This window comes from Ensifer sp. BR816, assembly GCF_000378985.1.
Lineage (GTDB): Bacteria > Pseudomonadota > Alphaproteobacteria > Rhizobiales > Rhizobiaceae > Sinorhizobium.
This window is the reverse complement of sequence record NZ_KB905370.1, coordinates 1340871-1362624: the sequence shown is the minus strand read 5'-3', so window position 1 is coordinate 1362624 and position 21754 is coordinate 1340871. Positions and strand designations below refer to the sequence as shown.

Sequence of the window (21754 nt, the reverse complement as noted above, 5' to 3'; positions counted from 1 at the left end):
GGCGCAAGGCCCTATTCGAGGACGATGAAGCCTTGTGCCTGGAAAAGTGCCGCAGCCTTGGGCGACTTGACGAATTCAAGATAGGCGGCCGCATCGGCATTCTTGCTCTGTGCGGTGATCGCGATCGGGTAGATGATCGCCGGATGGCTGTCCTCCGGGAAGGTGCCGACCACCTTCACGCCCGGGTCTGCGGCAGCGTCGGTCTGGTAGACGATGCCGTAGGGTGCTTCGCCGCGTGAAACGAGAAGCAGGGCGGCGCGCACACTTTCGGCACCCGCTACCTTTGCCTCGACCGTCGGCCATATGCCGAGCTTTTCGAGTGCTGCCTTGCCGTATTTGCCGGCGGGGACGGAATCGACGGCACCCATCGCCAGCCGGCCGTCGCCCAGGAGAGCGGCAATGTCCAGGCCCGGCTTGATCTCGACTGGACCGGCGTCCGGCTTGGCGGATACGAGGACGATGCGGTTGCCGAGCAGGTTGGAGCGGGTGTCGTCCTTGATCAGCTTCTTCTCGGCAAGGTAGTCCATCCAGGCGAGGTCTGCGGAGATGAAGATGTCGGCGGGGGCGCCCTGTTCGATCTGCTTGGCGAGCGCCGAGCTTGCCGCATAGGAGGCGGTGGTCTCCTTGCCGGTTTCCCCTTTCCATTTGGCATTCACCGCGTCGAGCGCGTTCTTCAGGCTCGCCGCAGCGAATACCGTTACCTTCTCTTCTGCCTGGGCGGGGGCGAATGCCGCGCCCGCCAAAGTCATCCCGAGCGCCAGCATCAAACCGGTCAGCCCGAAGCCCTTGATCCACTCTCTCCGTCCCTTGAGCATGCCTGTCTCCATCTCTTACGTGATATTTATGAGGATATAACGGTTCTCCGTCTTCGTTAGCGCTATATCCGAAGAAATACAATGTTCCGCGACAGGGGTAATCAAAGCGGTGAACGGAAGGGGCAAATGCCACGCGAGCGCTTGCGATGGACGCCCATCGGGCTAAATTCCGGAGCGGAACCACGCGAGGCAAGATCCATGGATGCTACGATCAGGCTGGAAGAGAGCTGGAAGGCCGTGCTGACGCCGGAATTCCGGCATGGCTACATGGCCGATCTCAAGCGCTTTCTCATGGATGAAAAGCAGCACGGCCGGCAGATCTTTCCGAAAGGCGGCGAATATTTCCGGGCGCTCGACCTGACGCCGCTCGACAAGGTCCGGGTCGTCATCCTCGGGCAGGATCCCTATCACGGCGACGGCCAGGCGCACGGGCTCTGCTTCAGCGTGCGGCCAGGCGTGCGCACCCCGCCGTCGCTCGTCAACATCTACAAGGAGCTTCGCGACGACCTCGGCATTCCACCGGCCCGCCACGGCTTCCTCGAAAGCTGGGCGCGCCAGGGGGTGCTGCTCTTGAACAGCGTCCTGACGGTCGAGCGGGGCCGGGCGGCCTCGCACCAGGGCAAGGGTTGGGAACGCTTTACCGACGCGGTCATCCGCGCCGTCAACGAGCAGGAACAGCCGGTCGTCTTCATGCTCTGGGGCTCCTACGCACAGAAGAAAGCGGCCTTCGTCGATCGCTCCCGGAACCTGGTGCTGACAGCGCCGCATCCGTCGCCGCTCTCGGCCCATTCCGGATTCCTGGGCTGCAGGCATTTCTCGAAAGCCAATGCCTTCCTCAAGTCGAAGGGGCTCGATCCGATCGATTGGCGGCTGCCGGAGGATCCTCCCCTCGCCGTCGACCGGCAGACTGCGGCGCTCTGTTGACGCCGTCGGCGCCTCTCCTGTCGTGCATGGGCCTTGCGCCGTCGGTCCCGATCCGCCAAAGACTGGCGAGGCACAGACGGGAGAGACGGCATGCGGCATATCCTGATCATCGGTATCGGGGCGGGCAATCCCGAACACATCACGGTTCAGGCGATCAATGCGCTGAACCGCGCCGACGTGCTCTTCATCCCGACCAAGGGGGCGAGGAAGACGGAGCTTGCCGAGGTGCGCCGCGATATCTGCGCCCGCTACGTGACGCGCAGCGACAGCCGCACCGTCGAGTTTGCCGTGCCGGTCCGCCGGACCGCGGAGCGCAGCTACGTTCAAAGCGTTGACGACTGGCATGCCGGCATCGCCGCGACTTACGAGGCTCTGCTCAATGGCGAGCTCTCCGATGGGCAGACCGGCGCCTTCCTCGTCTGGGGCGATCCGATGCTCTATGACAGCACGATCCGCATCGTCGAAAGGGTTCGCGCACAGGGCCGCGTGGCCTTCGACTTCGAGGTAGTGCCCGGGATCACCAGCCTGCAGGCGCTTTGCGCCAGCCACCGCATTCCGCTCAACCTGGTCGGCAAGCCCGTGGAGATCACCACCGGCCGCCGGCTTGCCGAGAGCTTTCCGCACAAAAGCGAGACGGCCGCCGTCATGCTCGACGGCGAACAGGCGTTTCAGAAGATCGACGATCCGGATGCGGAAATCTACTGGGGCGCCTATCTCGGTACGGCGGACGAGATCGTCATTTCCGGGCGTCTCGCCGACGTAAAGGAAGAAATCCTGAAGGCAAGGGCCGATGCGCGCGAGCGCATGGGCTGGATCATGGACATTTACCTGCTGCGCAAGGGCGCGGATTTCGACGAGTAGCCGCCAGGGAGCGGTTCGAAGGGTACGGCTCGCCGGGCTTTGATCTCTCTCAAGGGCGGTGGCTGTGATATAGGCTCTATCATCGACGCACCGTGTGAGGCTGCGATGGTGCCAGGGACAATGGAACGGGATGACGAGCTGCGCTGCGCCTAAATCACCGATGGAGCTCGGCACATCGATGCGTCGCGGTGCCTGTCCGTCGCTTGCGGCGCCGATGCAGACCGGAGATGGTCTGCTCGTGCGCCTGCGTCCGGCGACCGACGGCCTGACGCCCGCCGAGCTAACGGTACTGGCTGAGGCGGCCGCAGCCTTTGGCAGCGGCATTATCGAGGTAACCGCGCGGGGCAACCTGCAGATCCGCGGGCTGACCGCTCCAAGCGTTCCGGCCCTTGCCGCCGCGATCGGAGAGGCGGGAATTGCCGTTGCCGAGGGGGTCGCGATCGAGACGCCGCCGCTTGCCGGATTCGATCCGAACGAAATCGCCGATCCCCGGCCATTGGCCGCGACCCTGCGCGCCGCCATTGCCGAACGGCGTCCGGCGCTTGCGCTCGCACCGAAATTGTCGATCGTTATCGATGGGAATGGCGGCTTCCACCTGCGGGACGTCGCGGCCGATCTCCGCCTTGAGGCGCGGAACAGCGAGGATGGCCTTCGCTGGCTGCTTTCCCTCGGCGGCGCGGGACGTCCGGAGCGGCCGGTAGCGCTGCTGGAGGCGGAGCGGGTCGTCCCTGCGGTGATGGAAATTCTGGCGGAGCTCGATCACCTCGGCCCAGCCGCACGCGGTCGCGATCTGGATGCGGATGGCATCCGGCAGCGTCTATCCGCCGGCCTCGACCCCTTGCCGGCGACCGGCGGCGCCTTGCCGTTCCTGCCGGCGGGCATCCACGATTTCGGCAACGGCCGCACGGTGCTCGGTGTCGCTCTTGCTTTTGCGCAGACCGATAGCGCCAGCCTGATCGCCTTTCTGAGCCGCGTCGAGGAGCTCGGCGCGACGGAAATACGCCTGGCGCCGCGCCATGGCCTCCTCGTCCTCGGATTGTCGCGCGAAGCGGCGGCTGTCGGGCAGCGCCTCGCGTTTTCCCGCGGTTTCCTGGTCGCCGCCGATGATCCGCGCAATCACATTGCCACCTGCGCCGGCCTTGCCTGCGCCTCGGCGCTGATGGACACCAAGGTGGTGGCCGGGCTATTGCTCGAGGTCGGTGCCGACCTTCTCGACGGCTCGCTCGCAGTCCATCTCTCGGGCTGCGCCAAGGGATGCGCCAGGCCCAGGGCATCTCCGCTCACCCTTGTCGGTGCGCCATCAGGATATGCGCTCGTCGTAAATGGCACTGCTTCCGTCGCGCCAAGCGCCTACACGGATGAAAACGGAATAAGAAGTGCGCTGGCCGGGCTCAATGCGCTGGTTAGAAGAAACAAAGACGCTGGCGAATCGGCGCGCTCCTGTCTTACACGGCTCGGGACCGCGCGCATCGCCGCAGCGTTTGAACAGGGATAGAAATGCCTGACTACGATTATATCCGCGATGGCAATGCCATCTACGAGCGTTCCTTCGCGATCATCCGGGCGGAAGCCGATCTTTCCGGTTTCTCGGAAGCGGAGGCCGACCTTGCGGTGCGCATGGTGCATGCCTGCGGTTCCGTCGAGGCGGCGCGCCAGTTCGTGTTCTCTCCCGATTTCGTCTCGGCCGCGCGCTCGGCACTGAAGAACGGGGCTCCGATCTTCTGTGATGCGGAAATGGTCGCCCACGGCGTGACCCGGGCGCGGCTGCCGGCCGGCAACGAGGTGATCTGCACGCTTCGCGATCCGCGCACGGCGGAGATTGCCACTGAGATCGGCAATACGCGCTCGGCGGCGGCGCTGAAACTCTGGGGCGAGCGGATGGCCGGCTCGGTCGTCGCGATCGGCAATGCGCCGACGGCACTGTTCTATCTCCTGGAAATGCTGCGCGACGGCGCGCCGAAGCCGGCGGCGATCCTCGGCATGCCGGTCGGCTTCGTCGGCGCGGCGGAATCGAAGGACGCGCTTGCCGAGAATTCCTACGGCGTTCCCTTCGCGATCGTGCGCGGCCGTCTCGGCGGCAGCGCCATGACGGCGGCGGCGCTGAACTCGCTCGCGAGGCCGGGGCTGTGAGCGGGGCGGGTCGACTGATTGGCGTCGGGACCGGTCCCGGCGATCCTGAACTTCTGACCGTCAAGGCGGTGCGGGCGCTCAGCGAGGCGGATGTCGTCGCCTATTTCGCCAAGGCCGGGCGCAACGGCAACGGCCGCGCCGTCGTCGAGGGACTTTTGAAGCCCGATCTGGTGGAGCTGCCGCTCTACTATCCGGTGACGACCGAAATCGACAAGGACGACGAGGCCTACAAGCGGCAGATCACCGATTTCTACAATGCCTCCGCAGAAGCTGTTGCCGCACATCTGAACGCCGGTCGGACCGTCGCCGTGTTGAGCGAGGGCGACCCGCTTTTCTACGGCTCCTACATGCACCTGCATGTGCGGCTTTCGGGCCGTTTTCCGGTCGAGGTCATTCCCGGGATCACGGCGATGTCCGGCTGCTGGTCGGCGGCGGGACTGCCGCTGGTGCAGGGGGACGAGGTTCTCTCGGTTCTTCCCGGCACCATGGGCGAGGACGAGCTTCAGCGCCGCCTCGCCGATACCGAGGCGGCCGTAATCATGAAAGTCGGCCGCAATCTGCCGAAGATCCGCCGTGCCCTTGCGGCCGCGGGCAAGCTCGAAGCCGCAGTCTATGTCGAGCGGGGCACGATGAAGAATGCCGCGATGGTACCACTCGGTGAGAAGCCGGACGACGATGCGCCCTATTTCTCGCTGGTCCTCGTTCCCGGTTGGAAGGATCGGCCCGGCTGGAAGGATCGGCCCGGCGCGGAGGGCAGGTCATGACCGGAAAGCTTTTCATCGTCGGCACCGGCCCCGGCAATCCGGCGCAGATGACGCCGGAAGCGCAGGATGCGATCGCCGTTGCGACCGAATTCTTCGGCTATGGTCCCTATCTCGATCGCCTGCATCTCAGAGCCGACCAGCGCCGGATCGCCTCCGACAATCGCGAGGAGTTGGACCGGGCGAGAGCCGCGCTCACACGCGCGAGCGCCGGTGTCGATGTCTGCGTCGTCTCCGGCGGCGACCCGGGCATATTCGCGATGGCGGCCGCCGTCTGCGAGGCGGTCGACAAGGGACCTGAGGAGTGGCGGCAGGTCGACCTTACGATCACGCCCGGCGTCACGGCCATGCTCGCCGTGGCGGCACGCATCGGTGCGCCGCTCGGACACGATTTCTGCGCCATGTCGCTGTCGGACAACCTGAAACCCTGGGACGTGATCACCAGGCGGCTGCGGCTCGCGGCGGAAGCGGGGCTGGTTATCGCCCTCTACAATCCGATCAGCAAGGCGCGCCCCTGGCAGCTCGGCAAGGCCTTCGATGTTCTGCGCGAGGTGCTGCCGGCCCGCGTTCCGGTGATCTTCGGCCGTGCGGCCGGTCGACCGGACGAGCACATCGCCGTCATGCCGCTCGGCGAAGCCGATGCCGACCGCGCCGACATGGCGACCTGCGTGATCATCGGTTCGCCGGAGACGCGCATCGTTGCCCGCGACGGCAAGCCGGATCTCATCTACACGCCGCGGTCCTTTACCGGGGACAGCCATTGATGGATGCGTTCGAGCGCCGCATCGCACGTGCTGACCGACGCCACATCGGCCGGCTTGTGGCGCTCGACCATCACCACCTCGAGCCCGAGCATCCGGGCTGCGACGATTTTGCCGTAGGTGGCGGTGCCGCCGCTGTTCTTGGCGACGACAACATCGATCGCCTGTTGACGGAGCAGTTCGAGCTCGTCGGCTTCGGCGAACGGGCCGTGCGCGAGGACCGCGGTGGCATTGGGAAGATTGAGCGGCGGCGTCACGGGATCGACGCTGCGGACGATATAACTGTGTTGCGGAGCCTTCTCGAAGTGGAAGGCCTCCTGCCGGCCGATCGCCAGGAAGACGCGTCGGGGCGCGGCGCCAAGGGCGGAGACCGCCTCGGCGACGCTTGCGACGCGCGTCCAGTTATCTCCCGGTTGGACCTCCCAGGCGGCTCGGCGCAGCGCGAAGAGCGGCGTTCCTGTTGCCGCAGCCGCAATGGCGGCATTGTGGGAAATCCGCGCGGCAAAGGGATGGGTCGCATCAACGAGCAGGGAAATCTTCTCGAGCTCCAGGAAAACGGCAAGCCCTTCGGCGCCGCCGAAGCCGCCGATGCGCGTCGGCAATGGCTGCGGCCGCGGATCGGCGGTGCGGCCGGCCAGCGAGATCGCCGCGTCGTAGCGGCGATCGGCCGCGAGGCTTTCGGCAAGCTGCCGCGCCTCGGTCGTTCCGCCGAGGATCAGGATGCGAGGTTTGCCCATGGCTGACATGTCGAATAGCGGCTCGGCCACTGTCTTTCCCTGGTTGACCGTCATCGGTATCGGGGAGGATGGTGTAGCCGGTCTCGGCGCCGAGGCCAAGCGCCTCATTGCGGCAGCCCCGATCGTCTTTGGCGGCGTCCGACACATCGAGCTTGCGGCGTCCCTGATCCAGGGCGTGAGCGAGACCTGGCAGAGCCCATTCGAGAAATCGGTCGAGGCGATCATCGCGCGGCGCGGCAGCCCCGTCGTGGTGCTCGCCTCCGGCGATCCGTTCCTCTACGGCGTCGGCGCCACGCTGGCCCGGCGTATCGATGCCGGCGAGATTCGGACGATCCCTGCGCCCTCTGCCTTCAGCCTGGCCGCCTCACGGCTTGGATGGGCGCTGCAGGAGGCGGCAACCGTTTCGCTGCATGGCCGCCCGCTCGATCTCATTCGCCCGCACCTGCAGCCGGGCGCCCGTGTCCTTGCGCTGACGTCGGACGGGAACGGCCCCAAGGCGCTTGCCGAACTGCTCAGCGAAAGCGGCTTCGGTCAATCCCGGCTTACGGTTCTCGAAGCGCTTGGCGGGGAACGTGAGCGCCGTTCCCGGCACATCGCCGCGAGCTTCGCGCTGGAAACGGTCGACGCCTTGAACGTCTGCGCGGTCGAGGTCGTCGCGGATGCAACCGCACGCGTCCTGCCGCTTGCCGGCGGCCTTGACGATACGCTCTTCGAGCATGACGGCCAGATCACCAAGCGCGAGGTCCGGGCGCTGACGCTCTCGGCGCTGGCGCCGCGCAAGGGCGAGCTTCTCTGGGACATCGGCGCCGGCTCCGGCTCGATCGCCATCGAATGGATGCTGACGGATCCGGCGATGCGGGCGATCGCCATCGAAGCTTCGCCCGAGCGAGCTGCGCGGATCGGTCGGAATGCCGGTCGCTTCGGTGTGCCGGGCCTGACGGTCGTCGAAGGCCAGGCGCCTGAGGCGCTGCGCGGGCTTGTCCGGCCGGATGTGATCTTCGTCGGTGGCGGCGGCAGTGAAGCCGGCGTCATGGACGCTGCGATCGCGTCGCTTGCCTCAGGCGGCCGGCTGGTCGCCAATGCCGTGACGACGGAAATGGAGGCGGTGCTGCTGGCCCATCACGCCCGGCTCGGCGGCTCGTTGATCCGCATCGATATCGCCCGCGCCTCGCCGGTTGGCACGATGACGGGCTGGCGTCCGGCGATGCCGGTGACGCAATGGTCCTGGATCAAGAGCTGAGCAGAACAAGAGGTAGACTATGACGGTTCATTTCATCGGCGCAGGTCCGGGCGCGGCAGATCTCATCACGGTCAGGGGCAGGGACCTGATCGGCCGCTGCCCCGTCTGCCTCTATGCCGGCTCGATCGTCTCGCCGGAGCTCCTCCAATATTGCCCGCCCGGCGCCCGCATCGTCGATACGGCGCCGATGTCGCTCGACGAGATCGAGGCGGAATACGTGCGCGCGGCTGAAGCCGTGGAGGATGTGGCGCGGCTGCATTCCGGCGACCTTTCGGTCTGGAGCGCGGTTGCCGAGCAGATCCGGCGGCTGGAGAAGCACGGCATCGCCTATACCATGACGCCGGGCGTGCCGGCCTTCGCCGCGGCCGCGGCGACGCTTGGCCGCGAATTGACCATTCCGACGGTGGCGCAAAGCCTTGTGCTGACCCGCGTTTCCGGCCGCGCATCACCGATGCCGAACAGCGAGACGCTGGCGGCCTTCGGCGCCACCGGTTCGACGCTGGCGATCCACCTCGCGATCCATGCGCTCGACCATGTCGTCGAGGAACTGACGCCGCTCTATGGCGCTGATTGCCCGGTGGCAATCGTCGTCAAGGCGTCCTGGCCGGATGAGCGCGTCCTGCGCGGCAGGCTCGGCGACATTGCCGCCAAGGTCGCGGCCGATCCGATCGAGCGCACGGCGCTGATCTTTGTCGGACCGGGGCTGGAAGCGTCGGACTTCCGGGAGAGCTCACTCTACGACCCGGCCTACCAGCGCCGCTTCCGCGGACGCGAGTAGAGCCAGGTCATTCCGTATCCGGTTCCGCGACGGGCTTCGGCCTGCGCGGGACGTCCGCTCGATTCTCGACGCGGTCGCGGTAAAGAGCGGCCTGGCCGAGCAGCATCAGCGTCACCGGCGTCGTCACGATGACGAAGAAGATGATCAGTAGTTCGTGGAAGATCCATCGGCTCTGCAGCACCGCGAAGCAGAGCATCGAGGCGAGGCAGATGAGGATCGTGCCGCCGCTTGTCGCGATCGTCGGGGCGTGCAGGCGGTCGTAGAAGCTCGGAAGGCGCAGCAGGCCGAGCGAGCCGATGAGCGTCATCGCTGCTCCGAGAAGCAGCAATCCACAAACGGCGATCGCCGCCCAGGACGGCAGGTCGGTCAGATGGCTCATTCGATCACCTCGCCGCGCATGAGGAATTTCGCAAAGGCGATCGAGGAGGCGAAGCCGATCAGGGCGATGATCAGCGCCGTTTCGAAATAGATCGTGTTGGCCGTGCGGATGCCGAAGGCAAGCAGCATCAGCATTGCGTTGATGTAGAGGGTGTCGAGCCCGAGGATACGGTCCTGGGCGCGCGGTCCCTTGATCATCCGGTAGAGTGCGAAGGCCATCGCCAAAGCGAGCATGACCTGGGCGAGCAAGATCGACCAGACGATTGCAAGCGCGATCATTCAAGTATCTCCTTCAGTCCTGCTGCATAGCGCTTGACCGTTCGCCGCCACAGATCCTCGTTGTCGATATCGAGCACATGTATGAGCAGGCTCTTTCGGCGCCGGTCGTATTCGAGCCAGGCGGTGCCAGGCGTCGCCGTCAGGATGCAGGCGAGCAGCGCCAGCGCGTTCTCGTTTTCCAGATCGACGTCGACGCTCATGAAACCGGTATTCGCCGGCCTGCCCCGGGCCCGCAGGATGATCCCGGCAACGGCGACATTCGAGCGAATAATGTCGGCAGCGACCGTGAGCGCCAGGCCTCCCATGAGGCCTAAACGGTGCAGCCGCGATCGGGTCGGCTGCAGCTTCACCATGACCCAGCCGAGCAACGCGCTCAGGAAAACGCCGACGATGATCGAGCCCGGCGCCACCGACTGGTTGAGCAACAACCACATGAGGAAGAGGGCGATCGAGAACAGCGGATAAGGGAGCCAGGCACGCATCGCTACTGTCCTCCCGCCCTGGGCGCGGAAAGGACCCGCTCGCTGTGCGCGAGCGGGGCGAGCAGATCGTTGGCGGTCGCCTGCATGTAGCGCATCGCGGGCCCGGCCTGGAAGCTCAGGAAGACGCAGGCGGCGAGCAGAACGGCGACCGGCGTGATCTCGATGACGACGACGCGCGGTATCGTCCCTTCGATCGAGGCCCAGAAGGTCCGGATGCCGACCCGGTTCAAGGCGATCATGGCGGCGAGGCCCGAAAGGATGAGCAGTGCCACATAGGTCCAGTCGGCGGCGGAAATGGCGATCGCCTGGTTCGCCTCGGGCACGTCGAAGAGCCCGCGCAGCAGTGCGAATTTGGCGATGAAGCCCGAAAGGGGCGGCAGGCCCGACAGGAGAATGGCGCAGAGGCAGAAGCAGAGCCCGAGAATGGCCATCGTGCCCGGAATGGCAACGCCCACTTCCTCCTCTTCCTCATCCTCGTCGAAGTCGCCATAGGCTTCCATCGTCACCGCCAGAACGTCGGCGCCGGCGTCGCGGCCGCGTTCGACCAGCTCGATGAGCAGGAAGAAGGCGGCGATCGTCAACGTTGAGCTGACCAGATAGAGAAGCGCGCCCGCGAGCATTTCCGGTCTCCCGAGACCGATCGCCGCAAGCAGCGTCCCGGAAGAGACGAGCACCGAATAGCCAGCGAGTCGGCCCATGGCCTGCGAAGCCAGCACGCCGATGGTGCCGAAGGCGATCGTCAGCATGCCGCCGGTCAGAAGCCAGTCCTGGCCGAACCCCGCCGATGCGCCCGCCGCGGTCCCGAAGACGAGCATGTGCAGGCGGAGGATGACGTAAATGCCCACCTTCGTCAGAATGGCGAAGACGGCGGCGACCGGGGGCGTGGCCGCCGCATAGGCCGCCGGCAGCCAGAAGCTCAGCGGCCACATGCCGGCCTTGACGAGAAAGGCGACGCCGAGCACCGCGGCGCCGGTTTCGACGAGTTGCCGGGTTCCCGGTGCAAGCGTCGCGAGCTTGGCCGCGAGATCTGCCATATTGAGCGTGCCGGTGGCGCCGTAGATCAGGCTGACGCCGATCAGGAACAGCGACGAGGCGGCGAGATTGATGGCGACGTAGTGCAGCCCGGCCTTGACGCGCAACGGGCCCGAGCCGTGCAGCAGCAGTCCGTAGGACGCAGCAAGCATCATCTCGAAGAACACGAAGAGGTTGAACAGGTCGCCCGTCAGGAAGGCGCCGTTGAGACCGGCGACGAGCAACTGGAACAGCGAGTGGAAATGATGTCCGGCCGTGTGCCAGCGGGCCATCGAATAGACCTGGGCGGCGAGAGCCAGGCCGCTCGCAAGGCAGAGCATCAGCGCCGACAGCCGGTCGAGGACGAGGACGATGCCGAACGGCGCGGGCCAGTTGCCGAGCTGGTAGACGCCGCCTCCCGGCAGGCTGCCTTCGCCTGCCGCCGCAAGTCGCATCAGGATCATCGCGACGATGAAGACGACGAGCGTCGATGCGAAGCCGATGGCTCCCTTCAGCGTGCGGTCGCGTTCGTCGATCGGAATCAGCACCGCCGCGACGGCAAGCGGCAGCAGGATCGGCAGGATCAGAAGATGGTGCAGCCAATCAGTCACCGCGCGGCGGCTCCCTTCCGTCGACATGGTCGGTGCCGGTGAAGCCGCGCGAAGCAAGCAGCACGACGAGGAACAGCGCGGTCATGGCGAAACCGATGACGATTGCCGTCAGGACGAGGGCCTGCGGAACCGGGTCGGTGTAGCGCAGGAGATCCCCCACGCCGCCCGGCTCGAGCACCGGCGGGGCGTTCACCCTGAGCCTCCCCATGCTGAAGATGAAGAGATTGACCGCATAGGACAGCAGCGAAAGCCCGATGATCACCTGATAGGTTCGCGGCCTCAGGAGAAGGTAGATGCCCGACGCTGCCAGCGCGCCGATGCCGGCGGAGAGAATGAGCTCCATTACTGTGCCGCCTCCCTTTCGGGTCGCGCGGCCCGCGCATGGGCGCGCGCTGCGCGGCGAACCGACTGGTGTGCCAGCGCGATCAGCATCAGCACCGTGGCGCCGAGCACCAGCGAGAAGACGCCGAGGTCGAAGAGGATGGCGCTCGCGAGCGGCACCTTGCCGATCACCGGCAGGCTGGCATATTCAGATCGCGATGTCAGGAAAGGATAGCCGAAGAGCCAGGATCCGACCCCCGTGGCCAGGGCCACCAGGAGACCGAGGCTCATCCAGCGAAGCGGGTGGATGCGCAGCCGCTCCTCCACCCAGCGGGTGCCGCCCGACATATATTGCAGGATGAAGCCGATCGACATGGCGATACCTGCGGCAAAGCCGCCGCCCGGCAGGTCGTGGCCGCGCAGAAAAAGATAGGCGGCGAGCATGCCGGTGACGGGGAACATCCAGCGCATGATCACCGAAGGGATGTGAAGATATTCGGCGACGCTTTCGCCCTCCGCCCTCTCGGGATGATCGTCGTCATAGGCGTTTTGCACCCTTTGCTGCTCGGGTGATTCGAGGCTGTCCGGATGTGGACGGAAGCGCAGCAGGAGCGCAAAGACCGTGAGCGCGACGATACAGAGAACGGCGATTTCGCCGAGCGTGTCGAAGCCGCGGAAATCGACCAGGATGACGTTGACGACATTGGTGCCGCCGCCCTCGTGGTAGGCCTGTCCGAGGAAGTAGCTGGCGATCGTATCGGGCGTCAGCGGCCGGGTCATCACCGTGTAGGCGACCAGCGCCACGCCGCCGCCCGCCATGGCAGCGAGCAGGAAGTCGCGCAGGCGCCTGAAACGAACTTTTAGCGGAATATCCGCCGTCTCCGGCTCCTCGATGCGCTTCGGCAGCCAGCGCAGGCCAAGCAGGATGAGCACCGTGGTGACGATCTCGACGAGGAGCTGGGTGACGGCAAGGTCGGGAGCCGACAGCCAGACGAAGGTGATGCAGGTGACGAGCCCGGCGCCGCCGAGGAGCACCAGCGCCGCCAGGCGGTGGAACTTCGCCAGGAAGGCCGAGCCGACGGCGCAGGCAATGCCGATGGCCCACAGCAGCGCGAAGGCGGGATCGATGCCGCGAATAACGAGCTGCGGCAGCCGAAAGCCACCGACTGCAAGCGGCAGGGCTCCCGCGGCGAGAGCCAGGAAAACCAGGAGCCGCATCTGCGGCTGCAGATGGCGGGTGCCGAGGCGCTGCTCCAGCGAGCGGGCCCATTTCCACGAGAGCGTCACCAGGACGCGCTCAAAGATGCGTTGTCCCTGGAGCAGACGGAAGATCGGCGGACCCTCTATGCCCGTCTTGAGATAGGAGCGCATCAGGAAATAGAGGCCGACGCCGCCCGACAGTGCCACGAAGCTCATGATCAGCGGAATGTTCCAGCCGTGCCAGACGGCGAGGCTGTAGCTCGGTGTTTCCTCACGCAGGATTGAGACGACGGCTGTGTGCAGGAACGGCCCGATCGTCTGGGCGGGGATGATCCCGACGACCAGGCAGGCGAGCACCAGGAAGTCGACGGGAGCCCGCATCCAGCGCGGCGGCTCGTGCGGTTTCTTCGGCAGGTCGGACGGCAGCGGCCCGAAGAAGACGCTGTGAATGAAACGCAGCGAGTAGGTGACCGCAAACATGCTGGCAATCGTTGCGACATAGGGGGTCGCCGCGTCGAGTGCATTGACGAGATGCGTCTCGATCGCCTCGGCAAAGAACATTTCCTTCGACAGGAAGCCGTTGAGCAGCGGCACGCCGGCCATCGCAGCGCTCGCGACCATGGCGAGCGTCGCGGTGATCGGCATGTAGTGGAAAAGCCCGCTCAGCCGGCGCATGTCGCGGGTGCCCGTTTCATGGTCGATGATGCCGGCGGCCATGAACAGCGAGGCCTTGAAGGTCGCGTGGTTGACGATGTGGAAGACCGCGGCGACGGCGGCCAGCGGGCTGCCGAGGCTCAGGAGAACGGTGATCAGGCCGAGATGGCTGATCGTCGAATAGGCAAGCAGCCCCTTCAGGTCCTGCTGGAAGATCGCGAAATAGGCACCGAGCAACAGCGTCGTCAGGCCGGCCAGACCGACGATCCAGAACCAGGCATCGGTGCCGGCCATCACCGGCCAAAGCCGCGCCAGCAGGAAGACCCCGGCCTTCACCATCGTCGCCGAATGCAGGTAGGCGGAAACCGGCGTCGGTGCGGCCATGGCATGCGGCAGCCAGAAGTGAAAGGGGAACTGCGCGCTCTTTGTCAGGGCGCCCAGCAGGACGAGAATCAGGATTGCGTTGTAGAGCGGATCATTGCGGATCGCGTCGCCCGATGCGAGCACGGCGTCGAGATCGTAGCTGCCGACGACGCGCCCGATGAGCAGCATGCCGACGAGCATCGCAAGGCCGCCCATGCCGGTCATCGTCAGTGCGATGCGCGCGCCCTCGCGGGCATGGGCGTTGTGATGCCAGTAGCCGATCAAAAGGAACGAAACGATGCTCGTCAGTTCCCAGAAGACCGCGAGCAAGATAAGGTTGCCGGAAAGCACCACGCCGAGCATCGATCCCATGAAGGCGAGAAACAGCGCGAAGAAGCGCGGCACCGGGTCTTCCTCGGCCATGTAATAGCGGGCGTAGAGGACGACCAGAAATCCGATCGCCGTGATCAGCGCCGAAAACAGCCAGGCAAACCCGTCCATGCGCAGTGTGAAGTTCAACCCGAGTTCCGGGATCCAGTCGAGCTCGAAGCGGAGGACGCCACCGGTGGCGACAAAGGGGTAGAGGCCGGCGGTCACCAGGAAGCAGATGAGGGCGATCGCGCCTGCGAACCAGGCCGTGGCGCCGCGTTGATCGGACGGAAAGAAGATTGCGATGACGCTTCCCCCGAATGGGGCGAGAATGAAGACGGACAGCAATTTTTCCGCGTATTCGATCGTTCGGCCCCCTCGGTCTGGGTGTCTCGGAGATTGGAACTGATGGTTCCGGAGGGACCGCCGCCGAAGCAACCGTCGCCGACAATGCCCGCATCATCCGCGAAGCGGCAGAGGCATATGTTTTTATGACTTTTTTCCGTTGGGCTGCCAAGCCTTTCGGGAGAGAAAAACGCGCCGATCTGCCGGGCTGCGCTGTGTCAGGCAGTCTGGTCGCCGCAGGCCCCAGTGGCGGTCCGGCAATCTCAGGCGGCGCGCCACTTCCGCTCGAAGACGAAGGTCGCGAGGTCATTGGCGCTCATCGGCCGGGCGAAGGCATAGCCCTGTAGTCCATGGCAGCCGAGCTGCTTGAGGATGGCGGCGTGTTCGTGGGTTTCCACGCCCTCGGCGATCACTTCGATGCCGAGCGAGGTGCCGATGTCGATGATCGATTCGACGAGCCGGCGTTGCTGGGGCGACTCGAGAATCGGCAGGATCAGCTGCCGGTCGACCTTCAGGCGCCGCGGCGTCAGCTTCAGCAGGCTGAGGATCGAGGCGTAGCCGGTGCCGAAATCGTCGATTTCGATGTCGATGCCCAGTTCCTTGATGCGCCTGATGTTCGACAGCAGCGTCGTGTCGTTCTCGTCGAAGGAGATCGATTCGAGTAATTCGAAGGAAAGCCGCCCTTCGGGTATCCGCATCTGCTCCAGACGGTCGATCAGCCCCTCGTCGCGCAGGCGCGAGTAGGAGAGGTTGACCGAGACCTTGGGTATGTGGATGCCGTTCGCTTCCCAGCGGCAGATCTGAAACAGCGCCTGTTCCAGGATCGTCTGGTCGATGGCGGCAACAACGTTGATGTCTTCGGCGGTCTTCAGGAAGGCGTGCGGCCCGATCAGCCCTTTGGTCGGGTGATCCCACCGCGCCAGCGCTTCGACGCCGATGACCTCCAGCGATGACGGGCAGAACTGCGGCTGGAAATGAGCGACGAACTCGTTCAGCTCGAGGCCGCGAAGGATTTCGTCGGCCGTCTGCTTCGTCTGGAACACGGCGGTCTTGAGCGCGCCGGTAAAGGTCTCGTGCCGGTTGCGGCCACGCCTTTTCGCCTCGTAAAGGGCGATATCGGCATTGACCAGGATCTGCGAGAGTTCGTCGCTCGCCGCCGCCTGGGCGGCGATGCCGATGCTGACGCCGATGCGGCATTCCTGATCCTTGTAGCGCACCGGCGTGCTCATCGCCTCGATGATGCTCGAGGCCAGCGCCACGTCTTCCTCGGCGTTGCCGCCGGCACGAATGATGACAAATTCGTCGCCGCCGATCCGCGCGACGAAGTCGCTCTGCCGCGCGCTGGAGCGCAGCAGTCCGGCGGCGTGCCTGAGTATTTCGTCGCCGGCAGCATGGCCCATCGTGTCGTTGATCTGCTTGAAGCGGTCGAGGTCGATATGGAAGATGCTGACCCGGTCCCGGGCGTCGAAGTGCCGCGTGCGGTCGCCAAGGATCTGGTCGAGGAAGCGGCGGTTCGGGAGCCCGGTCAGGGGATCGTGCAGCGCGTTGAATTCCATCCGGTGCCGCGCCGTCTCCAGCTCGGCGCTGTGCGCCTCGGCCAGGCGCTTGGCTTCCGAAAGCCTTGCCCGCGTTTCGACGTCGGCGGTCACGTCCCAATTGACGCCGACGATCTTCCTGCTGCCGCCTACGCTGATGTGGATCGAGCCGATGGCACGGATGTGACGGATCTCGCCGCTGGGCAGCCGAATGCGGAACTCGGAATTGTAGGCGCCGCCGCTTGCGACTGTCGCGGCGTATTCCGCTTCGGCGCGCGCCAGATCGCCGGGATGCAGCGCCTCTTTCCAGTCGTCGTAATTTTCGCGTATGGATCGGCCGACGCCGTAAAGCTCCTTCATGCGGTTGTCCCACAGCAGCTTGCCGGTATCGATGTCGAGCTCCCAGATGCCGATCTTCGACGTGTCGAGCGCAATCTTCAGGCGATGCGAAAGTTCGAGCAGTTGATCCTTGCTTTGCCGTAGGGCGCGGATATTTTGCTGGCGTTCCGTCGTCAGGTACCCGGTGACGATCATCGGGACGACGATCATCAGGCCGCCGAGCATGATCAGCAGGCGGACCTGCAAGGCATTATCCGGTGTCGCCGGCCATCCGCCCTTCGGTATCGCCGCCATCCGCCAGGAGCCGCCCGGCAGCGTGACGTCCACCTCCACTGGCGCCTTCCCGAAGATCGCCGGATCGCCGAAGAAAATCGCGCCATCGCGTCCCTGCCCGTCACGCCCGGCAATGGCGATGTCGATACCGCGCGCCGAGGAGACAAGGCCACTGTCGCGGTAGAGCTGGTCGATGTCGATGACCGCCGACACAAGGCCCCAGAAGCGCTTGCTGCCGCCGGCATTGGCCGTCACCGGAAAGCGGCCGATCAATCCGCGCCCGCCCTGGACGAGATCGACCGGGCCGGCAAGCACCATCTTTCCGCTTGCGACCACACGCATGACGGAGTCGCGTTGCTTGTCGTTGTTGCGGTAGTTCAGGCCGATCGCCTTCTCGTTGCCCGCCACCGGGTAGACCATCGAGACGATCAGATTGGGTGCTGCGGCGAGGTTGCGAAGTTGCGAGCGCTCGCTGAAGATGCTCTGCGCAAGTTCGCTGAAGCGCTGCTGGTGCATGTCCGGCTCGGTCGCGATCGTGCCGATCAGTCCTCGGACGAGTTGGATATTGCCGTTGACGCTGCTCTCCAGGCGGGAGCGTATCGGATTGAGTTCGTCCGCCACTTCGGAGCGCAGGCGTGCTTCGAAAACGACCCGGTTCTGATTGTCGGCGAGAATCCCGGCAATCACCACGACGAAGGTCGCGATCAGCGCCGGGACATAATTGAGCGTCAGAATCCGCGAGAGCCGGTATTTCCCAAAATAGTGACCGTGTGGTTTTGGCACGAGACGACCCTGCGAATGCGGACGGCGAGACAGATAGCCCGAATATTCCAAACTCTCCTTAACAATTCTTCATTCGGAATCGCTGAAATAGCCGAGGGCGGGAAAGCGTGCGAACTAACCCTTCATCCCGATCATCGCCTGCAGGGTCTCCAGCCTGTCGGCCTCGCGCGGCAGCTTGTCCTGCCTCAACCGGGCGATGCGCGGGAAGCGCATGGCGACGCCCGATTTGTGGCGGGTCGAGCGGTTCAGGCCCTCGAACGCCACCTCCACGACAAAGCCGGCGTCCGGTTCGGCGCGGACGGCGCGCACCGGGCCGAAACGCTCGACCGTGTTGTCGCGCACGTATCGGTCGAGCACCTCGAGCTCGGCGTCGGTGAAGCCGAAATAGGCCTTGCCGACGGGAACCAGGGCGGTGCCGCCTTCTGACTCCGTCCAGACGCCGAAGGTGAAATCCGAATAGTAGCTCGAGCGCTTGCCGTGGCCGCGCTGGGCGTACATCAGCACCGCGTCGATGTTGAAGGGCGCGCGCTTCCACTTGAACCACGGGCCCTTCATCCGCCCGGCGAGATAGGGCGAGTCGAGACGCTTCAGCATGATCCCCTCGATGACCGGGTCCGGCGGGTCCGAACGCAGCCGGTCCAGCTCCTCCCAGGTCGAGAAAGGGACGAGCGGCGACAGGTCGAAATGCTGCGCCGAAGCGGCGTCGACAAGGATCGAGAGCGCCTCGCGGCGGGCGTGGAAGGGTTCGGGCCGCATGTCGCGCTCGCCCGAAAAGAGAATGTCGTAACCGCGAATGAAGGCCGGATAGTCCTCGAGCAGCTTGCGAGTGACGGTCTTTCGATTCAGCCGCTGCTGTAGGTCCCCGAATGTGGCAGTGGCACGGTTGGTGCGCATCGTTCCGCCGACCAGCAACTCCCCGTCGATCACGCCGGCGATGTCGGCAGCCTCGATGATTTCCGGAAAGGCGCCGGATATCTCGTCGCCGCTGCGCGAATAGAGCCGCCGCACGCCGCCGATATTGGCGAGCTGGACGCGGATGCCGTCCCATTTCCATTCGGCGGCGAAAGCGGCCGGATCCAGTCCCTCCAAATCGCCCTCGCCGATCGGGGTCGCGAGCATCACGGAATGAAAGACGGCCGGTGTGGTGAGAAGGGGCATCTCCGCTTCGCCGGAAAGCCACAGAAAGAGCGGCAGATAGGGTGGAGACAGCCCGTGCCACAGCGTTTCGATCTCGCCGATGTCCTTGCTGCCCATGTCGGCCAGCGCCTGTTTGGCAAGCCGTGCCGAGACGCCGATCCGCAAGCCGCCGGTGACGAGCTTCAGAAAGGCGAACCGGCCGGCGGTATCGAGCCGGTCGAGCATGTCGCGGACGAGTGAGCGCACCTCGGAACGCCCCGCCTTCTGCAGCCGCTCGACGACTTCACCGAGCGGAATGTCCTCAGGAACGACTCCCTCCCGCGGCTCCCAGGCCAGCGAAACCGTCTCGGCGAGATCGCCGACATAATCATAGGAGTAGTGGAAGAGCACCTCGTCCATGCGCTCGAGCAGCAGGTCGCGGATCAAGGCCGGTTTCACCGTGTTGAGGGAAAGCGTCCCGGCGATTGCGGCCAGTGCATAGCCGCGGCTCGGATCGGGGGCGCTGCGGAAATAGTCGGCGAGCAGCCGGATCTTGGCGTTGCGCTGGGGTGTGAGGACGAGGCGGCCGAGCAGTTCGGCGAAGGCTTTCATCCGTCACTCCCCCTCGTCGTCGTAGCCGACGAGATGCAGCGGGCGCGCCGGGATACCCTGCAACTCGCACCAGCGCACCAGGGCTTCCTCGCGGCCATGTGTCACCCAGACCTCGGCCGGGGCGATGTCGCGGATGGTGCCGGTCAGTTCGGCCCAGTCGCAATGGTCGGAAATGACCAGCGGCAGTTCGACGCCGCGCTGCTTGGCGCGCTGGCGAATGAGCATCCATCCGGAGGCGAAGACGGCGACGGGGTCGGCAAAGCGCCGCGCCCAGCGGTCAGCAAAGGCCGATGGCGGGCCGAGGACGATTGAGCCGGCGAAATCCTGTCGGGCTTCGCGTTCGAGCGTCGCCGGGCGGAGTTCACCGAGGTCGATCCCTTGGCTCTGGTAATATTCGCAGAGTTTGGCAAGCGCCCCGTGGATGTGGATCGGCTCGTCGTAGCCCTGCTGACGAAGCAGCGCGATGACGCGCTGTGCCTTGCCGAGGGCATAGGCCCCGACCACATGGGCCCGCTCGGGAAACTGCTTCAGCGACGCGAGAAGCCGGGCGATTTCCCCTTTGTCGTCCGGATGGTGAAAGACCGGCAGGCCGAATGTCGCTTCGGTGATGAAGACATCGCAGGCGACTGGTTCGAAGGCCATGCAAGTTGCGTCTGGCCGTCGCTTGTAGTCGCCCGAAACGACGATCCGCGTCCCACCCGCCTCGACCGAGATCTGGGCGGAGCCGAGCACATGACCGGCCGGGTGGAAGCAGACCCGGACGCCATTGATGGCGATCGTTTCGCCGAGCCGGGCGACGTTGCTTTCATCGCAAAAGCCGTCGCCGTAGCGGATGCGCATGATGTCCAGCGTTTCGCGCGTCGCGAGCACGCGGCCATGTCCGGCGCGGGCATGATCGGAATGGCCATGGGTGATCAGCGCCCTTTCGACCGGTTGAACCGGATCGATGTAGAAGTTTCCCTTCTCGCAATAGAGTCCCTTCGGAGCGGGATAGAGCAATGCTTGTGGCTTCATGCGCATAAAGATAGCCGGCAGGCGCGTGCCTGCCAGCTATCCGGGCAAGTTTTTCGTCGGCTGAGAAAGACCGAGAGCCTATCGACCGTTCGCCAGTGTATCGCCGATCAGCTTCAGCACCGCCTCGGCATCGATGCCGATGCACGCCTTTTGGCTCGGCAGATTGTCCCAGGCATTCGGCGGGAAAAGCCGCCCGTCCGGCTTCTGGACGGTCTGGCCGTCGGCGATGCCGCCGCACAGTACGCGAATCGCGCCGCTGCGGGTGCGGAAAAGCTCAGGTGCGACGACATAGGCGCAGGCGCAGCTGTCGTGCACGACCATGCCGTCGATGACATGCTGCTCGTAGAACATGATGTAGAACTGCGAGATGTCGGCCAGAAGCTGCGCCGCCTTGCCGCCGCGCTCGGCAATGTCGGCGAGCGCGGCGCGCGTCATCACCGTTTGCAAGGTGACGTCGAGGCCGATCACCGTCACCGGCCACTGCGCGGTCATCACCGCGTCGGCTGCCTCCGGGTCGCCATGGATGTTGGCCTCGGCCGCCGGCGTGATGTTGCCGGGAACGTCGAAGGCACCGCCCATGATCACCACGGCCTTTACAAGGCCGGCGATCTTCGGGTCTTCGTGCAAGGCGCGCGCCAGATTGGTCATGCGGCCGACTGCGACGAGCGTCACCTCTCCGGGGTTGGCACGTACCGTGTCGATGATGAAGCGATGGGCAGGGCGGCGATCGAGCGGCAGGTCGATCGCGTCCGGCACGTCGATGTTGCCGAGGCCGTCGTGGCCGTGGATGCCGGTCGGCCAATCGATATGCGGCCGGTCGGGATTGAACATTTCGCCGAGGCCCTTGGCGACCGGTGCGGCAATGCCCCAGGTCTGCTTCAGGAAGAGGGCGTTGCGCGTCGTCGTCTCAATGGAGGCGTTGCCGAACACCGAGGTGATGCCGATGAGGTCGATATCGGGGTGGCGGTGCAGGAAGAGAAGGGCCATGGCGTCGTCGACGCCGGGATCCGTATCGAAAATAACCTTGTGCATATCGTCCTCTTTCTCTGCGGGCTTTCAGTC

At 65.3% G+C, this 21754-nt stretch carries 20 protein-coding genes; 8 read left to right on the top strand and 12 right to left on the bottom strand.

Annotated elements, in window-relative coordinates; translation table 11 throughout:
* Window positions 1–11 precede the first annotated feature (11 nt).
* Complete coding sequence (gene modA / locus RHIBR816_RS0106545) at window positions 12–815, bottom strand: molybdate ABC transporter substrate-binding protein (RefSeq protein ID WP_018235737.1); 804 nt, start codon at window positions 813–815, stop codon at window positions 12–14.
* A gap of 198 nt (window positions 816–1013) precedes the next feature.
* On the opposite strand from modA, the gene ung reads away from it, so the two are divergent.
* From ung to RHIBR816_RS0106515, 6 genes are all read left to right on the top strand, one after another.
* Window positions 1014–1739 carry a uracil-DNA glycosylase gene (gene ung, locus RHIBR816_RS0106540; RefSeq protein WP_018235736.1) on the top strand — a complete coding sequence of 242 codons (726 nt, stop codon included), beginning with the start codon at window positions 1014–1016 and terminating at the stop codon, window positions 1737–1739.
* A gap of 90 nt (window positions 1740–1829) precedes the next feature.
* Window positions 1830–2600 carry a precorrin-6A synthase (deacetylating) gene (gene cobF / locus RHIBR816_RS0106535; RefSeq protein WP_018235735.1) on the top strand — a complete coding sequence of 257 codons (771 nt, stop codon included), beginning with the start codon at window positions 1830–1832 and terminating at the stop codon, window positions 2598–2600.
* A 130-nt stretch (window positions 2601–2730) separates the two neighbouring features.
* Window positions 2731–4095 carry a precorrin-3B synthase gene (gene cobG, locus RHIBR816_RS0106530; protein ID WP_026186709.1) on the top strand — a complete coding sequence of 455 codons (1365 nt, stop codon included), beginning with the start codon at window positions 2731–2733 and terminating at the stop codon, window positions 4093–4095.
* A gap of 2 nt (window positions 4096–4097) precedes the next feature.
* Window positions 4098–4730: a precorrin-8X methylmutase gene (locus tag RHIBR816_RS0106525; protein WP_018235733.1), complete on the top strand. Its 633-nt coding sequence runs from the start codon at window positions 4098–4100 to the stop codon at window positions 4728–4730.
* The gene (locus RHIBR816_RS0106520) at window positions 4727–5494 is read left to right on the top strand and encodes a precorrin-2 C(20)-methyltransferase (protein ID WP_018235732.1); all 768 of its coding nucleotides are present in this window, start codon (window positions 4727–4729) and stop codon (window positions 5492–5494) included. Before RHIBR816_RS0106525 ends, RHIBR816_RS0106520 begins: the two co-directional genes overlap by 4 nt.
* On the top strand, window positions 5491–6255 hold the full coding sequence (locus tag RHIBR816_RS0106515) for a precorrin-3B C(17)-methyltransferase (RefSeq protein WP_018235731.1): 765 nt from the start codon (window positions 5491–5493) through the stop codon (window positions 6253–6255). Before RHIBR816_RS0106520 ends, RHIBR816_RS0106515 begins: the two co-directional genes overlap by 4 nt.
* Here the strand turns inward: RHIBR816_RS0106515 and RHIBR816_RS0106510 are convergent.
* Window positions 6219–7019, bottom strand: a complete 801-nt coding sequence (locus RHIBR816_RS0106510) for a cobalt-precorrin-6A reductase (RefSeq protein ID WP_026186708.1) — start codon at window positions 7017–7019, stop codon at window positions 6219–6221. The genes RHIBR816_RS0106515 and RHIBR816_RS0106510 overlap by 37 nt on opposite strands.
* Between RHIBR816_RS0106510 and RHIBR816_RS0106505 the strand changes: the two genes are divergently transcribed.
* Window positions 6997–8229 (top strand): bifunctional cobalt-precorrin-7 (C(5))-methyltransferase/cobalt-precorrin-6B (C(15))-methyltransferase, encoded by a 1233-nt coding sequence (locus RHIBR816_RS0106505; protein WP_026186707.1) that lies wholly within the window; start codon window positions 6997–6999, stop codon window positions 8227–8229. The two genes, RHIBR816_RS0106510 and RHIBR816_RS0106505, sit on opposite strands and share 23 nt — an antisense overlap.
* Before the next feature lie 19 nt (window positions 8230–8248).
* Window positions 8249–9007 carry a precorrin-4 C(11)-methyltransferase gene (cobM, locus tag RHIBR816_RS0106500; protein WP_018235728.1) on the top strand — a complete coding sequence of 253 codons (759 nt, stop codon included), beginning with the start codon at window positions 8249–8251 and terminating at the stop codon, window positions 9005–9007.
* Between the two features lie 7 nt (window positions 9008–9014).
* Here cobM and mnhG read toward each other — a convergent pair whose 3' ends face one another.
* The 10 genes from mnhG to RHIBR816_RS0106450 all read right to left on the bottom strand — a co-directional run bounded on the left by mnhG (window position 9015) and on the right by RHIBR816_RS0106450 (window position 21724).
* Window positions 9015–9386, bottom strand: a complete 372-nt coding sequence (gene mnhG, locus RHIBR816_RS0106495) for a monovalent cation/H(+) antiporter subunit G (RefSeq protein WP_018235727.1) — start codon at window positions 9384–9386, stop codon at window positions 9015–9017.
* Window positions 9383–9664, bottom strand: coding sequence for a K+/H+ antiporter subunit F (locus tag RHIBR816_RS0106490; protein ID WP_018235726.1), 282 nt, complete (start codon window positions 9662–9664; stop codon window positions 9383–9385). Before RHIBR816_RS0106490 ends, mnhG begins: the two co-directional genes overlap by 4 nt.
* Window positions 9661–10146, bottom strand: a complete 486-nt coding sequence (locus RHIBR816_RS0106485; RefSeq protein WP_018235725.1) for a Na+/H+ antiporter subunit E — start codon at window positions 10144–10146, stop codon at window positions 9661–9663. The genes RHIBR816_RS0106490 and RHIBR816_RS0106485 overlap by 4 nt, the downstream gene beginning before the upstream one ends.
* A gap of 2 nt (window positions 10147–10148) precedes the next feature.
* On the bottom strand, window positions 10149–11795 hold the full coding sequence (locus RHIBR816_RS0106480) for a monovalent cation/H+ antiporter subunit D (protein ID WP_026186706.1): 1647 nt from the start codon (window positions 11793–11795) through the stop codon (window positions 10149–10151).
* Entirely contained in the window at window positions 11761–12111 is a 351-nt protein-coding gene (locus RHIBR816_RS0106475) for a Na+/H+ antiporter subunit C (protein ID WP_018235723.1), read from the bottom strand. Before RHIBR816_RS0106475 ends, RHIBR816_RS0106480 begins: the two co-directional genes overlap by 35 nt.
* Entirely contained in the window at window positions 12111–15023 is a 2913-nt protein-coding gene (locus RHIBR816_RS0106470; protein WP_018235722.1) for a monovalent cation/H+ antiporter subunit A, read from the bottom strand. The genes RHIBR816_RS0106475 and RHIBR816_RS0106470 overlap by 1 nt, the downstream gene beginning before the upstream one ends.
* A 260-nt stretch (window positions 15024–15283) precedes the next feature.
* Window positions 15284–17950 carry an EAL domain-containing protein gene (locus RHIBR816_RS0106465; RefSeq protein ID WP_052522720.1) on the bottom strand — a complete coding sequence of 889 codons (2667 nt, stop codon included), beginning with the start codon at window positions 17948–17950 and terminating at the stop codon, window positions 15284–15286.
* 114 nt (window positions 17951–18064) lie between these two features.
* Window positions 18065–19678 carry a cisplatin damage response ATP-dependent DNA ligase gene (locus RHIBR816_RS0106460; RefSeq protein ID WP_018235720.1) on the bottom strand — a complete coding sequence of 538 codons (1614 nt, stop codon included), beginning with the start codon at window positions 19676–19678 and terminating at the stop codon, window positions 18065–18067.
* A 3-nt stretch (window positions 19679–19681) separates the two neighbouring features.
* Complete coding sequence (locus RHIBR816_RS0106455) at window positions 19682–20692, bottom strand: ligase-associated DNA damage response exonuclease (protein WP_026186704.1); 1011 nt, start codon at window positions 20690–20692, stop codon at window positions 19682–19684.
* A gap of 78 nt (window positions 20693–20770) precedes the next feature.
* On the bottom strand, window positions 20771–21724 hold the full coding sequence (locus RHIBR816_RS0106450; RefSeq protein WP_018235718.1) for a nucleoside hydrolase: 954 nt from the start codon (window positions 21722–21724) through the stop codon (window positions 20771–20773).
* Window positions 21725–21754: the final 30 nt, after the last annotated feature.

Coding starts and splice junctions, on each gene's coding strand:
- modA (WP_018235737.1), bottom strand. CDS start 815: ATGCTCAAGGGACGGAGAGAGTGGATCAAGGGCTTCGGGCTGACCGGT.
- ung (WP_018235736.1), top strand. CDS start 1,014: ATGGATGCTACGATCAGGCTGGAAGAGAGCTGGAAGGCCGTGCTGACG.
- cobF (WP_018235735.1), top strand. CDS start 1,830: ATGCGGCATATCCTGATCATCGGTATCGGGGCGGGCAATCCCGAACAC.
- cobG (WP_026186709.1), top strand. CDS start 2,731: ATGACGAGCTGCGCTGCGCCTAAATCACCGATGGAGCTCGGCACATCG.
- RHIBR816_RS0106525 (WP_018235733.1), top strand. CDS start 4,098: ATGCCTGACTACGATTATATCCGCGATGGCAATGCCATCTACGAGCGT.
- RHIBR816_RS0106515 (WP_018235731.1), top strand. CDS start 5,491: ATGACCGGAAAGCTTTTCATCGTCGGCACCGGCCCCGGCAATCCGGCG.
- RHIBR816_RS0106505 (WP_026186707.1), top strand. CDS start 6,997: ATGTCGAATAGCGGCTCGGCCACTGTCTTTCCCTGGTTGACCGTCATC.
- cobM (WP_018235728.1), top strand. CDS start 8,249: ATGACGGTTCATTTCATCGGCGCAGGTCCGGGCGCGGCAGATCTCATC.
- mnhG (WP_018235727.1), bottom strand. CDS start 9,386: ATGAGCCATCTGACCGACCTGCCGTCCTGGGCGGCGATCGCCGTTTGT.
- RHIBR816_RS0106490 (WP_018235726.1), bottom strand. CDS start 9,664: ATGATCGCGCTTGCAATCGTCTGGTCGATCTTGCTCGCCCAGGTCATG.
- RHIBR816_RS0106485 (WP_018235725.1), bottom strand. CDS start 10,146: ATGCGTGCCTGGCTCCCTTATCCGCTGTTCTCGATCGCCCTCTTCCTC.
- RHIBR816_RS0106480 (WP_026186706.1), bottom strand. CDS start 11,795: ATGTCGACGGAAGGGAGCCGCCGCGCGGTGACTGATTGGCTGCACCAT.
- RHIBR816_RS0106475 (WP_018235723.1), bottom strand. CDS start 12,111: ATGGAGCTCATTCTCTCCGCCGGCATCGGCGCGCTGGCAGCGTCGGGC.
- RHIBR816_RS0106460 (WP_018235720.1), bottom strand. CDS start 19,678: ATGAAAGCCTTCGCCGAACTGCTCGGCCGCCTCGTCCTCACACCCCAG.
- RHIBR816_RS0106455 (WP_026186704.1), bottom strand. CDS start 20,692: ATGAAGCCACAAGCATTGCTCTATCCCGCTCCGAAGGGACTCTATTGC.
- RHIBR816_RS0106450 (WP_018235718.1), bottom strand. CDS start 21,724: ATGCACAAGGTTATTTTCGATACGGATCCCGGCGTCGACGACGCCATG.